Annotated in this window: 10 protein-coding genes; 7 read left to right on the top strand and 3 right to left on the bottom strand. The window is 60.8% G+C overall.

What is annotated here, in order from left to right:
* Positions 1-277 precede the first annotated feature (277 nt).
* Positions 278-1,129: a GNAT family N-acetyltransferase gene (locus tag O7A70_RS19510; protein ID WP_337141829.1), complete on the top strand. Its 852-nt coding sequence runs from the start codon at positions 278-280 to the stop codon at positions 1,127-1,129.
* Positions 1,126-2,418, top strand: coding sequence for a glycosyltransferase (locus tag O7A70_RS19505; protein ID WP_337141827.1), 1,293 nt, complete (start codon positions 1,126-1,128; stop codon positions 2,416-2,418). The genes O7A70_RS19510 and O7A70_RS19505 overlap by 4 nt, the downstream gene beginning before the upstream one ends.
* Before the next feature lie 218 nt (positions 2,419-2,636).
* On the opposite strand, the gene O7A70_RS19500 is transcribed toward O7A70_RS19505, so the two are convergent.
* Complete coding sequence (locus O7A70_RS19500; RefSeq protein ID WP_337141826.1) at positions 2,637-3,899, bottom strand: glycoside hydrolase family 5 protein; 1,263 nt, start codon at positions 3,897-3,899, stop codon at positions 2,637-2,639.
* Positions 3,900-4,072: 173 nt separating this feature from the next.
* Here O7A70_RS19500 and O7A70_RS19495 point away from each other — a divergent pair, with 173 nt between their 5' ends.
* From O7A70_RS19495 to asnB, 4 genes are all read left to right on the top strand, one after another.
* Positions 4,073-6,031, top strand: a complete 1,959-nt coding sequence (locus O7A70_RS19495) for a heparinase II/III family protein (RefSeq protein ID WP_337141825.1) — start codon at positions 4,073-4,075, stop codon at positions 6,029-6,031.
* Positions 6,032-6,119: 88 nt separating this feature from the next.
* Positions 6,120-7,433 carry a nucleotide sugar dehydrogenase gene (locus O7A70_RS19490; RefSeq protein ID WP_027144026.1) on the top strand — a complete coding sequence of 438 codons (1,314 nt, stop codon included), beginning with the start codon at positions 6,120-6,122 and terminating at the stop codon, positions 7,431-7,433.
* Complete coding sequence (locus O7A70_RS19485; protein ID WP_337106335.1) at positions 7,414-8,676, top strand: glycosyltransferase family 4 protein; 1,263 nt, start codon at positions 7,414-7,416, stop codon at positions 8,674-8,676. The genes O7A70_RS19490 and O7A70_RS19485 overlap by 20 nt, the downstream gene beginning before the upstream one ends.
* 5 nt (positions 8,677-8,681) lie before the next feature.
* Positions 8,682-10,610 (top strand): asparagine synthase (glutamine-hydrolyzing), encoded by a 1,929-nt coding sequence (asnB, locus tag O7A70_RS19480; protein WP_337141824.1) that lies wholly within the window; start codon positions 8,682-8,684, stop codon positions 10,608-10,610.
* Here asnB and O7A70_RS19475 read toward each other — a convergent pair.
* Together O7A70_RS19475 and O7A70_RS19470 are read right to left on the bottom strand one after the other, a co-directional pair.
* Positions 10,580-11,674, bottom strand: coding sequence for a glycosyltransferase family 4 protein (locus O7A70_RS19475; protein ID WP_337141823.1), 1,095 nt, complete (start codon positions 11,672-11,674; stop codon positions 10,580-10,582). The genes asnB and O7A70_RS19475 overlap by 31 nt on opposite strands.
* Before the next feature lie 4 nt (positions 11,675-11,678).
* Positions 11,679-13,160 carry a glucosamine inositolphosphorylceramide transferase family protein gene (locus O7A70_RS19470; protein WP_337141822.1) on the bottom strand — a complete coding sequence of 494 codons (1,482 nt, stop codon included), beginning with the start codon at positions 13,158-13,160 and terminating at the stop codon, positions 11,679-11,681.
* 237 nt (positions 13,161-13,397) lie between these two features.
* Between O7A70_RS19470 and O7A70_RS19465 the strand changes: the two genes are divergently transcribed.
* Positions 13,398-13,829: a cupin domain-containing protein gene (locus tag O7A70_RS19465; RefSeq protein WP_337141821.1), complete on the top strand. Its 432-nt coding sequence runs from the start codon at positions 13,398-13,400 to the stop codon at positions 13,827-13,829.
* Positions 13,830-13,837 lie beyond the last annotated feature (8 nt).

The raw sequence follows: 13,837 nt of genomic DNA, 5'->3' as shown, positions 1-13,837 counted from the left end.
CAACCCTTCGGATATCGAGCGCGAATGGCGCCAACTCGAGTCGACCGGCGTGGCAACGGTCTTTCAGCGCTATGATTGGGTCGATGCCTACGCCCGGCATGTGCTGCCAAAGGAGAAAGCCACGCCAGCCATAGTGTTGGGGCGGCTCGACGGCAATCCGGCCTTCATCCTCCCGCTGGCGACCTCGACGTTCGGACCCGTTCGCGTCGCGACCTGGATCGGCGGAAACCACTCCAGCTACAATTTCGGCCTGTGGAGCCACGAAGCCGCGGCGGTCATGGCCAGCATGAGGCGCACCCAGATTGAAGCCACGTTGCGCGCCGCGCTCGATGGAGTGGACTATGCGGTGCTCAGGAGAATGCCCAGGATCCATGACGACATGGCTCAACCGCTCGCCGCGCTGTTGCGCAGCCCATCGCATACGGAAGGCTACTCCTTCGCTCTTGCCGGGGGATTTGCGGCTGTGCTGCAGAAAAGAAACGGCGGTTCGCGCCAACGCAAAATCCAATCGAAAGAGCGTAAAATGCGAGAGGCAGGCGTGCTGGAATACGGCACGGTTCGGTCTCTCGAGCGCGGCAATGCCGCTCTCGACTTCTTTTTCGAGCAGAAAGCCTTGCGCCTTGCCGAGCAAGGCCAGCTCAACAGCTTTGGTGCCCCAGGGGTGACGGATTTCTTCCGCGACCTTCTCGATCGCTCCCGGCACATGAGCGAGCCGTTGCTGGAAATGGCGGAGCTTCGGGTGGGCGGCAAGATATGCGCTGTCATCGGTTCGGCGATACATCGCAAGCGGGTCAACGTATACTTCATGACCTTCGCCAGGGATGAATTGGCGCCACAAAGTCCGGGCCAAGTGCTGACTTTCAGGCAAATCGCGGAGTGCTGCGAACGCGGCATGGCCGCCTATGACCTGGGCGTCGGCTTCGAAGACTTCAAGACCCATTGGTGTGACGTCATCCATGAACTGGATGATGCCTATGTGCCGCTCACATCACGCGGCAAAGCCGCTATCGCGGCGATCCAGCTTGGTCGGGCAGCGACGGATCGACTGCGTCGAAACCCATTTCTGTGGCAGCGCCTTAAATGGTTGAGGGCATATTTGGCGCGCCATGCATTCGCAGGGAACAGATGACAGCCTTGGCCTCGAAACAATCCATCGCGACCGCTGACGTGATATCGCCACAGCAAAGTCCGCTGGCTGGAGTCCGCGTCCTGTTCGTGGCGCCAGACGACTACCCGGCATTCCGTGTCGATCTGGTGGAACTGTTTTCAAACCACCTGGTTGGCCGTGGGCTGAAGATTGACTGGAGCCTGCGGCCTTACGCGGATGGTCCCAAACGCGTCGACGTGCGCGGCGCCGAGCGGTTCTATATCGCTCGTCGCCAGATGACGGAGAAATTCGGTTCGCTCCGTTATATGATGGCGGAAACCCGGCTTCGCCTGAAGCTGGCCTGGCGGGCAATGCGTGGCGAATATAACCTGATACAGATACGCGATCAGCCGCTGTGGGGCATCGTGTACGGCATCGCGGCCAGGATCTCCGGTACGCCCTTCGTGTTCTGGATGAGCTATCCCGTGCTGGAAGCGCGCATGCGTATCGCGCTTCACAATCTCGTGCCCATGAGCCTGCCGGCCCGATTTGTTCGACTGGCCTATGCCGTTATCGGCAGCGCCCTCTTCTACCGGGTCGTGCTGCCGCTGTCGGACCATGTCATTGTCCAATCGAAAAGAATGCTTGAGCGCGTTGCCGAACGAGGCATACCGACGAAGAAGATGACGCCGATACCGATGGGGGTCACGGTTGAGCGCTATAATCCCGCGTCGATCCCTGCCACCGACGACCCGCGGCTCATCGGCAAAAAGAGCATGGCTTATATGTGCGCCGATGTTCTGAACCTGACCACCCGCCTGACGTTCGAGGCATTGGCCCTGCTGGTAGCCAACGGTTACGACGCGGTCCTGGTGATCATCGGGGCCGTTTCGGCGCACGAGCGTGAACAACTTGCCTCTCAACTCGACAGGCTCGGCCTGTCCGAGAGGGTGATCTTTACCGGACGTCTTCCCCTGGTCGAGGCGCTGGGCTGGGTAAAGCGTGTCGACGTCTGCCTGTCACCGTTCGAGATGGATGCGGCCCAGCAGGTCGCCACGCCCACAAAGCTGGTTGAATATATGGCCATGGGACGGCCGATCATTGCCACCGTCCACTACGATCAGAGCGAGGTGGTCAACCGCAGCGGCGCCGGTATCGTCACGGCATTTTCGGGCGAAGCAATCGCGGAAGGTGTCGCGCGATTGTTCGACGACCCGGACAAGGCCCGGACGATGGCCGCCAAAGGGCCCGTATGGGTCAAGGCCAACCGTGACTACGCCCGTCTGGCAGACGAAGTTGAGCGCGTCTATACCAGCCTGCTTGCCCGATAGTGGTCGCGGGAGTTGAGGCTCTAACTCTTGTTTTTACACAATCTTGGACGGACCCGAACTTCTCCTGGAATTGTGCTGGCAAGCATCGCTGCGGCGGTCCCGAGGCGGCGATTGCTTTCAGCATGTCGCGGCGAATAGGTTCCGGTCGACCTGCCGTAAGCTTCTGATTTTATGCATGTCGTTATCCCGGAACCGAGGACACTTCCGGGCGAAATGCATTAGCCTGACATCCCCAATGCCTCGACGATCGAAGGATCGATCCGGTTGTCGTCGGCCCGCTGAATACCAAATTGCCGGCCGTTGATTTCCCAGAGCGCCCAGCCAAATCCCTGCGTCTTCGCAATGCCTGTCACATCCGAAAGCCAGGCCCGGCGATAGGTCGGCTCGGCTCCCGTGAAAATCCGATCGCGCCGCGTCACCCCGCACTCGCCCATCACGATGCGATTCCTCGCGATGCCGTTACGATCTGCCCAGTTCGCCACACGCACGAAGTCTTTCTCGACGCGGGCGCGGTTCCAGCCGTCGGCCAGGAAACCATCGAGAATCCGACGTGCATCGGCCATGGCAGCCGTCTTTGCAGCCTGGTCAAGCGCCGTGTTGGCGGCAATGCGAGCTTCTATTTTCGCCGATATCTCGTCGGGCGAGACAGCGTCGTAAGGATAAGGAAGATCGACGACGTAGGGCGAAGAGGGGGCGTCCGGCGTCCCAAAATCGATGCCTTGATGGGTGAAGCTGAGCGGCATGTAGTAGTGGTAGGAAAACAGCGTATTGCTATCGATGAATGGTGATGGATCCAGATCCGTAAGCCCACTGATGCCGCCATAGTCGGCGCCGGTCAGCAGGATCGGCAGATCGACCGCCGCCCGCCGCGCCGCATCGTGCAGAACCAGCTGCGCCGCGCCCCAGACTTGGACCTGGGTTCGATGACTCGCCTCCCCGACCACCGGCTCATTCATGAGTTCCAGCGCGACCCGCTCCGACCGCAGTTCACCCAGCAGAGCCGCCAGCCGGCTGATCATCGCGGTGTATTGAGCAAAAAGCGGCGCCTCCAGATCCGCCAGGATTGACTGAACCGAATAGGCCGGCACCTGCTCGACCGGATGGCAATCCACGATCACGGAAAGCCCGAGCTCCTGGAAGAGTTGCAAATTGTCCATGAGCTTCCGCTCCAGCGCGTCCCTGTCGCTGCCCTGCAACTGAATGAACGGGCCAACGTCCAAGCTGAGTCGGATAAAGTCGAATCCGACCTGCGCAAAATCGCGCACCAATTCGGCTGGGAAGACGTTTCGGGCCGTTTCGAACGGGCGCGCCAGATAGTGTTGTGGATCGCCGTCGCGCAACGCTCCCCAATTCATCATTGTATGGATCGAGCCGCCATGTTGAAAACGGGAATTCGTTTTTGGCGCCGCGGCAGCACGCACCGACAGGGCCGTCAGCGCGGCAATCGAAGCTGACAGAAGCTGGCGTCGTGAGAATTCCATATGGCGGCGCTCCTTGCGAGGCCTCGTAAGCCCGCGCCTACAAAGATACGGTACCCGGCCGGTGCGCGCGAGGACAACGCGACAAAGATGCCGATTAAGGTTAGCGGAGCCGTCTGCCCGATAGCCTGCCGATGTTAATCTCAAGGCAATGGCAGTCCGTTAGAATCTGCTCCATGTTGAGACGTTTGACCTGGTATGCACGACGGCTTGCCGTGATGGAACATGGCGAGGTCCGTCATCGGTTTCGTGAGCAGTTGGAGCGCAGGCGCGCGCGGCGCGAGCGCCACAACTGGTCCGACTTTGCAACGGCCGGTGCGCGACCCAGCGTGTTGCCGCTGTTTGCGCCCCTGTTCGAAGCGGACTTGCCGCTGCCCGTCGCACAGCAACTGCAAACCGCCGCTGCCGCGTTTCGCGCCGGCCGGCTGAGACTGCTCAATCGCGATTGGCCTGTATCGATGCTGGACAGTAGCGGCCGGGTCGATCCGGTGATCTGGCGGCTGGACCCGGTGAGTGGCGCAAGCTGGCCTGGCGCCGAGCGATCGACCTTCGACATCAATTTCCGCTTCGGCGAGGAGCATGGAGACGTCAAGTACGTGGCCGAGGCAAACCGGCTGCATTTTCTGGCGGCGCCGGCAATCCATGCCCGCCGGGAAAACGACGCAAGCCTCGCCGACGCCATACTCGGCTCCGTCTTCTCGTGGATGGAAGCGAATGTTCCCGGCCGCGGCATCAATTGGTATTCAGGCATCGAGGCCGGCTATAGGCTGATCTCGCTGTCCATCATCATAGCGTCGCTCGATCCATGGATCGACCGGGCTGCCGGCGAGCGGCTGGCGTCCTTTGTCTGCGCCCACGGCCTGTGGCTCGCCAGGTTTCCGTCACTCCATTCCTCGGCCAACAATCACCTCGTCGCCGAGGCGATGGGCCTTGTGCTTGCCGCGCGCATGCTGCCGGACCACTCCGGCGCCTCACGCTGGTTGACACACGGTCGGACGCATCTTGAAGACAGGGCGCTGGCCCTATTCCATAAGGACGGCGTGGGCAAGGAGCAGTCGCCGGCCTACAGCGCTTTCACGCTCGAAATGCTGCTCATCGGCTTCAGCGTTTTGGGCGGCGCCACAGAAACCGCACGTAAGCGCATGGCTGAAGCCGCCCGCGCCTTGAACTTCTTTCTCAATGATGCCGGCCATACGCCGTTGATCGGCGATGACGACCAGAGCCGGGTCCTGTTGGCATTCGGCAGCGACGAGCCGCGTTATGTCGCATCCATCGTCGGCGCGATTGCCGGTTTTCTGGATCAGCCCGAACTCGGACCGGCTATACGCGATCCGCATTGGCGCGATGCTGTATTCGCCACCCCATCGTTGACGCCACTGCCTGCCGACGGCGCGGTTACCCTTGAAGAGGGCGGCTATACCATCCGGCGCGGTGCAATAAAGGGCCGCCGTGTCCATTTTGTCTTCGATCACGGACCGCTTGGATTTGGCGCCTTGGCCGCACATGGCCACGCCGACGCTCTCGCGGTATGGCTCTCACTGGATGGCCTGCCGCTGCTGGTCGATGCGGGCACGCATCTTTATCATTCGGAAGGCGAAAGTCGCCGGCGCTTCCGGGTCAGCGCCGTACACAATACCCTTACCATGGACGGCGTCAGCCAAAGCGAGCCGTCAGGTGCTTTCAACTGGATGCCACGGCGTGCCCGAGCAAGATTGGACGCCAGGTCGCAAGCGTCCCGGCTGAAAGTATCCGCCTCGCATGATGGTTACATGAGGCGCTTCGGCGTCATTCACCATCGGGATATAGAAGAAACCGCCGAGGGTTTTCTGATCACGGACCGGCTGGTTGGCACGAAGCCGTCCGGGGCGGTCGAGATCGCTTTCCTGATTTCGCCGGAACTCAGCGTGTCCGTCGAGGACAATTGTGCGGTGGCACGCCGCAACGGCCGGTCGGAACTCAGCATCGTAGCGCCCGAAAGCGCCGAGATCGAGATTGTACGCGGCGACCAGACATCCGGACGCGGCCTGCAGTCGGCTGGATTCGGGCTCCTCGATGAGGCGGCAACCGTTGTTTTCAAGGTGCCTGGCCACCGGATGCGGTGGCAAAGCAGATTACTGGTCGGTTTGCTAACCTGACCTTTACTTGTCTTTTTTATGTTCTTCGAAAACAAGCGTGAAGGTGGCTCGATCCGCCTTTCGAAAGAAAGAACAGGACAGGCGAGCTATGAAAGTTTCCATCTTCGGGTTGGGATATGTCGGTACTGTTTGTGCTGCGTGCCTGGCCGAGCGCGGGCATGACGTCATCGGCTGCGACGTCAGCGAGGCCAAGGTCGATCTCATAAACAGTGGCCGAAGCCCTATCATCGAGAAAGATGTCGGCGAACTTGTCGCTGCCAATGTCGCGTCGGGTCGTCTAAAGGCCTCATCGTCGACCGAGGAAGCCGTGATGAACAGCGACTTGTCGTTGCTTTGCGTCGGCACGCCCTCACGCCCCAACGGCTCACTGGATCTGTCGGCGGTTCAGGCGGTATCGCGCCAAATCGGATCGTCTCTTTCCAGAAAGGCGGACTATCACTCGGTCGTCGTTCGCTCGACCGTGCTGCCGGGGACGTTGTCCGACATCGTCATTCCGGCGCTGCAGGCAACTGCATCAAGGAAACTGGGCGAAACGTTCGGCGTGGCCTCAAACCCCGAATTCATGCGCGAGGGATCGGCGGTCGCCGATTTCAATAATCCAGCCAAGACCGTGATCGGCGTTGACGATGAGATAACCCGGGATCGGCTATTGGAGCTCTACGCAGGCCTGCCTGGCCGCGTTGTCGTCACAGAGCCCCGGTTGGCCGAACTGGTCAAATACACAGACAACACCTGGCATGCGCTTAAGGTCGCCTTCGGCAACGAAATCGGCAATATCTGCAAGGCGGCGGGCGTTGACAGCCATGAGCTGATGGAGGTGTTCTTCGCCGACACCAAGCTGAATATCTCGAATGCCTATCTTCTGCCCGGCTTTGCGTTTGGCGGCTCGTGCTTGCCGAAGGACGTACGTGCGATCAACGCCTACGCGATCCAGAACGATGTGGAAGCACCGCTGCTTAAATCCCTGCTGCCGTCGAACAAGCAGCAGGTCGAGCGCGCACTGGACCGCTTGCTGAGCTATGGCAAGCGCAAAATCGGCTTCCTCGGCTTCTCCTTCAAGGCAGGCACCGACGATTTGCGCGAAAGCCCCTATCTGGAACTTATCGAGCGGCTTGTCGGGAAGGGTTGCGACATCCGCATTTTTGACCCGAACGTGTCGTTGGCAAAGCTGATGGGCGCCAACAAAACATACCTAATGAACGCGATCCCGCACGTTACGCAGCTGATGGTCCCCTCGCTCGACGAGATGGTGATGCATTCGGACGTTGTCGTGGCCACCAGTCGTTCGCCCGAATATGAAACTGTGGTTGACAAGATGAATGCAGACCAGACGCTTCTCGACATGGCCAGGCTGCCGAACACGAACCGGTTTGCGGGGACCTATGACGGCATCAACTGGTAAGCGCATCCTCATCATCGTCGAAAATCTGCCGGTCCCCTTCGACCGCCGCGTCTGGTCAGAGGCAACCACGCTGGTGAAAGCCGGCTATCAAGTGTCGGTGATCTGCCCGAAAGGCAAGGGCGCGACGGCGCCCTACGAGGTGATCGACGGCGTCCATATCTATCGCCACTCGCTGCCGCTCGACGCCGAGGGCTTCCTTGGCTACGTGCTGGAGTACAGCACCGCGCTGTTTTGGGAATTCCTGCTGTCACTCAAAGTGGCGCGGCAGCGCGGTTTCGACGCGATCCATGCCTGCAACCCACCAGATACGATTTTCCTCATCGGCGGGTTCTACAAATTGTTCGGCAAGAAGTTCCTGTTCGACCATCACGACATCAATCCAGAGCTCTACGAGGCCAAGTTCGGCAAGCGCGGCATCGGCTGGAAATTCATGGTCTGGCTGGAGCGGCTTTCGTTCCGAACCGCCAATGTCTCGATCGCCACCAATGAAAGCTACCGCGACATTGCCATCAGACGGGGGGGCATGCTCCCCGAGAAGGTGCATATCGTGCGTTCTGGCCCGAATCTGGACCGGGTCAGAGAGGTTGCGCCCGATCCGAAATGGCGCAATGGTCGCCGCTTCGTCGTCGGCTATGTCGGCGTCATCGGCAAGCAGGAAGGGCTCGACCTTCTGCTCGACTCGGTCGACCACCTGGTGAATGCCAAAGGGCGCCAGGATATACAGTTCGTGATCTGCGGCGGCGGTCCCGAGCTTGATGCCATCAAGGCGGATACAGTCGCGCGCGGGCTCGGCGAGTACGTCACCTATACCGGTCGCTGCCCGGACGAGATTCTGTTTTCCGCGCTATCGACAGCCGATGTCTGTGTCAATCCCGACCGGCCCACGGCGATGAACGACAAATCGACCATGAACAAGATCATGGAATATATGGCGCTTGGCAAACCGATCGTGCAATATGATCTGCGCGAAGGCCGCTTTTCGGCGCAAGGCGCCTCGCTCTACGCAACCTGCACGGAGCCGACCGACTTCGGCGACAAAATCGCCGAACTCCTCGACGACAGCGAGCGCCGCGCGACCATGGGCGCGTTAGGCCGTGAGCGGGTACGCAAGGAACTCGCCTGGAGCCACGAGGGTCCGAAGTTGCTGGCCGCCTATGACGCCTTGTTCGGCACGCCTTCCAGGAGCCAAATCCAGAAGCCAAGTTCGGGGTCCGACCCGGCCATGTGCAGCGGTCAGGGCTAGCCGCCATGTGCGGAATTTTTGGGTTCCACGCCCGATCACGCTTGCCTCTCGCCGAAACGCTGGATGGGGCCACGGATCGGCTGGCCCATCGCGGTCCGGACGGGCGCGGAACATTGATCATGCGGAGCCCGGATGGCGAGTGGCAGGCCGGACTCGGTCATCGTCGGCTGTCGATCCTTGATATCGAGGGCAGCCCGCAGCCGATGCATTCGCATGACGGCCGATATGTCATCGTCTACAATGGCGAGGTCTACAATTATATCGAATTGCGCGCCGAACTCATGGAACGCGGACATCGCTTTGCCACGCAAGGCGACACCGAAGTCGTGATCGAGGCCTGGCGCGCCTGGGGCGACGACTGCCTGCCGCGCCTCAACGGCATGTTTGCCTTTCTGCTTTGGGACAGCGAAACCGGCCGCCTCTATGCCGCGCGCGATCCTTTCGGCAAGAAACCGCTCTTCCTGGCTTCCGGGGACGGCTTCCACGCCTTCGCCTCCGAAATCGATTCGCTGCGCCATTTTCCAGGTGTCGACGACCGTCTGGATCAGGATTCGCTGCGCGAATTTCTCAGCTATCGCTATGTCCCTGGACCGGCCACGTTCTTTCGCGGCATCTCCAAGGTTCCGCCAGGAACCTTCATGGTGGTCGATGGCGCCAACATCCGTGCGGAGCGCTATTTCACGACGCCTTTTTCACGCACGTCGCCCACCGTCGAAAGCTTCGACGAGGCGGTGAAGCTTTTTGGCGAGAAGCTTGATGAGGCGGTACGGCTCAGATTGCGCTCGGATGCGCCGTTTGGCGCATATCTTTCCGGCGGGCTCGATTCCTCGATGATCGTTGCGCTGATGAGCCGTCACATGGGCAAGCCCGTGGCGACCTATTCAGTAGGGTTCGATGTGCCCGGCTCCTCCGAATTACCCTATGCCCGGCAAGTCGCCGACACCTTCGGCAGCGACCACAGTGAGCTCGTCGTGAACATGGATGCGTTCACGTCGGTGTGGGAGGAGGCGGTGCTGCGGCGGGGCGCACCGGTATCCGAGCCGTCGGACCTGCCGGTTCTGCTTTTGTCACGGCTGGCGAGCCGCACCGTCAAGATGGTGCTTACCGGCGAAGGCGCCGACGAGCTCTTGGGAGGCTATCCCAAGCATCGCGCCGAGCCGTGGGTTTCCATGTATCAGAGTCTGGTGCCGGGCGGCTTGCACGAAGCCCTTGTGGGTCCCGGCGCACGCGCCCTGCCCTATGCGGCGCGGCGACTGAAGATCTTGGCCGGCGTCGCCGGCATTCGCGATGCACAGGCCCGTATGGTGGCCTGGTTCGGCGGAGCAGACGGCGGACAAGCCGAAGCGCTCTATTCCGGTCCGCCCCAATCGCGCGATCTCGACCCGCTGCCGTTCACGACGGATGGCGAAATCAGCCCGCTCAAACGCATGCTGCATTTCGATCAGACGTCATGGCTGCCGGACAATCTTCTCGAGCGCGGCGATCGCATGATGATGGCGGGGTCGATCGAAGGGCGCATGCCATTCATGGATGTCGGCCTGGCCGAACTCGTCGCCCAATTTCGCGATGCTTTCCTGACCGGCGCGCCAAAGGGCAAGCGCGTGCTGCGATCGCTTGCAGCGCAATTGCTTCCCCGCCAGATCCTGGAGCGCAAGAAGGTCGGCTTCCGGGTACCTGTCGAGCAATGGTTCCGTACCGGCATGTCGGATCAGCTTCGAGATCTGCTGCAGAGTGACAGCGCCACGGTGCGCAATGTCTGCAATGCGCGCGAGATAGATCGACTGGTGAGCGAGCACCTGGGTGGCGCTCACAATCACGAGAAGATACTGTGGGCGCTTGCCAATCTGGAGCAGTTCTTCCGGGTGTTCCGGCCGACGCTCGATGCTGAACAGCCGCAAGCCGCTCAGCGACGGGTCGCCAGCGCCTTCCGATAGGCTCCCTGAAGACCTTCGATCATGGTTTCGAGGCGGAAACGCGCATTATAGATATCGCGCGACGCGGTTCGAAACGCTTCGCGGCGCGCGCCGTTTTCAATCAATTGCGCAAGGGCATGCGCAAGCTCTTCCGCATCGTCCGGCTTCACGCTTAGACCGTTCCGACCTTCCCTCAATATGTCGGGCACCGAGCCGACCGATGTCGCGACCAGGGCTGCGCCCGCACACGCACCCTCCAGCAGGCAAACCGGCAAGACCTCATTGCGTGACGGCAGGACGACGATATCGGCCTGCCGATAGAGCGGCAGGATCGTCTCGAGCGCCAGCCAGCCGGTGAATTCCACCTGGCCGAAAAGCCCTGAACTTATGGCGCGGTCGCGGAAGGCGGCGACATCGCCGGCACCCGCGAAGGTCGCGCGCCATTGCGGCAGATCCTTCGGCAGAAGCGCAAGTGCCTGAAGCAACACCCCGGCGCCTTTGGCCTCGGTGAGGTTGCCGGCAAACAACAGTCGAACGGGCGCATTCTCCTCGCGCGGTTGCGGTGCATCAAAAGCGAAGTCGGCGACGCCATTGGCCACGACGTCGAAGCGATCCGGCGGCATGTGATAAAAGTGGGCGACGAAGTCTCGCCAGTAATCGCCAAGCACGATGATGGCGTCGGCTCTCTCAAAGACAAGGCGCAAGACACGGACCCAGCCGCGTTGCGCATCTCCGGGCTTGGGAAAGGCCGAGCCATGAAAGTGGACGACCGTGGCCGCGCCGGCCAATCGCGCCATGGACTGCATGACCCATTTCCTCCACGACGATGCATTCGTCGCGGTGTTGAGGTGGACGATGTCATACCGGCGGGTTGCCAGCAGCCAGCCGTGGCGGATCAATGCGAACGGGAAATGTGCCAGCCAACCGACACCGGACGCGTCGCCACGCGAGGCCAGGAAATCCATCTCGATCGCACTGCCGGCCGTCGAACGAAGCTGTTCATCAACGTGAGAAAACAGCGTCTCGATGCCGCCACGGCCTTTCAGGCCCCGCGGAACGACACAGAGGACCCGGATTCGATCCAAAAGGTCACACAACCCTTCGAAGCGCCGACCTGGGCGCGGGTGCACGACAGTCGATGACTTCAAGATGATCGCTGCTGTTGAGAGTATGGATCATCGGATAAGGTCTCTTTGCCGAAGCAAGAATGGGCACTGGTAAGGTCAAACGCACCTTCGTCTCGTCCAACTCGACAAGGTCGGCAAGTCCGAGCCCGCCGCCATAATTGTCCGTGCCGTTCTGCAATGGCAATATGATGCGATCGCCCATACGCACAAAACAGCCTCCGGGCCGGGCTGCGGCGCGATCGATTCTCACCGGATTGCTCCTGTGCGGGAACCATGGTCCCTCCAGGGCCTGCGCATAGTAGACCACGAGGGTGTCCGAGGCGCTGCCGTAGCCGTCGCGTTCGGTCGCGAACAGCCAAAGCTTGCCGCCATGCTCCAGCAAGGTCGCATCGAAAAGTTCGCGGTCCGGAATCAGGACCGAGTGCCGAACCCACCGGTCCGGGAACGACTCGGCCCGGTATAGAACCAGATCTCCACCCGAACCGCCCTCGGGAAGCATCCAGATCTGGCCGCCATGACTGAACACTTGCGGATAGGACAGATGATAGGGTTCCTCGATCACCACACGCGGCACGGTTGGAGTGCCGTCTCGGAAGACCTCTGTCACGGAAATCACCGCTTTGGTACTGGCATGGCAAAAGTCTTCAATGAATATGAAATATCGCCCCTGCCATTCGAACGGAAACGGATCAGCATAGAAACGATCACCATCATCGGGCAGATCGATCCAGGGTTCTCCGGCCAGGAGACCCGTGGCCGCGACGGTCTGGCCATTGTGAAACCGGTAGCTCACCCGCCAACGATTGAGGCGGAACCCCAAGCGCCTGGCCGCCCCTGCTGTTTGCCGGGGTATGGTTGAAAGAAGGTAGGTACCGATCAGCTGTCCATTGGTTGGACACTGACGCGCGCCCCCTGTCGGTTCGGAGCGGGCCTTGTGGCCCTTGAGGAAATGATCCGTGGTATCCACCAGCAGTGTACACATGCGCGCCAGAATGTCATTGAGCCCGCGAAGGATCGAAAGCCGGCTGTCGACCATGGGGGCCGCGCGCGCGATGCGTTCACCATCCAGAATGATTTCGATATCGGGAAGGCCGCCGGCCATCAACACCCGGGCTGCTTCGGCAATTGACGCGGAGCCCGCGAAGCCCGGGCGAAGGCCGGGAGAGGCAATAGGCAGCATGACGCCGGTCAGATCGATACGCAGGTCAGCGTCAGGCCGGGACCGAGAAAGTTCCACGCCCTCGACAGGTTCAAGAAGGTCATGGCCCCGAATCTGCACTGCCTTGCGCTCAAGGCGCAGAATATAGCCAAGCGGCCATTGTACCCCGGGCGCCGCAACGCCGACCAGCGCAACGTCATGACCTTTCTCGGCCAGCCGCTTGGCGACAAGCATGTGCACCGAACACACATTGTCATCAGGAACAAGTATATCAATTCTGCTCATCGGGATTCCGTCAGCGAAGGTCGAGAGACTATGAGAACCAGTTGCTAAGTTCGGCTTAATACCGCGGACTCTGTAAGGTGTGTTCGGCGGTGTGCCTTCTGCCGACCACCGAGACGCGCGACAGCATGGCTTTCTCATTCGGTGCCAGGTGGCAATGGGTCGAGCCATTCCGACGGTCTCACCGGCAGGCTTGCGCATGGGAAGTCTCCCGAGCAATGCTGCGGCAGTGGAGGAATCATGCGGAAAATCCTGATAGCGGTACTGCTGGCCGCGGCTGCACTTTATGCAAATTGTGCCCTGGCATTGGACAGCAGCGGAACCCCCGTCGTCGTGACGCCACTCGCATCACGCACGACCACTGCATCAGGTCAGCCGATCACGCTGCCGCAGAAGAACGTGCAGGTGCTGGTCTCGACCTATGACATCAGGCCCGGCGCGACCTTGCCGGTCCATCGCCATCCCTTCCCGCGCTACGCCTATGTCGAGGCTGGAACATTGAAGGTCACCAACGTCGAGACCGGCAACAGCAACGTCTACAAGACAGGTGATTTCATCATCGAGATGATCGGCCAATGGCATCAGGCCACCAATATTGGCGACGGGCCGGTCAAGCTCCTGGTGATCGATCAGGTCGAGGAAGGCGCCAAGAACACGGAATTGCGCCAGTAGCCATCAAG

It is taken from the genome of Mesorhizobium sp. Cs1299R1N1 (assembly GCF_037179655.1).
GTDB classification, from domain to species: domain Bacteria; phylum Pseudomonadota; class Alphaproteobacteria; order Rhizobiales; family Rhizobiaceae; genus Mesorhizobium; species Mesorhizobium salmacidum.
Note: the sequence above shows the minus strand (reverse complement) of the source record. Positions and strands in the feature narration are given on the sequence as shown.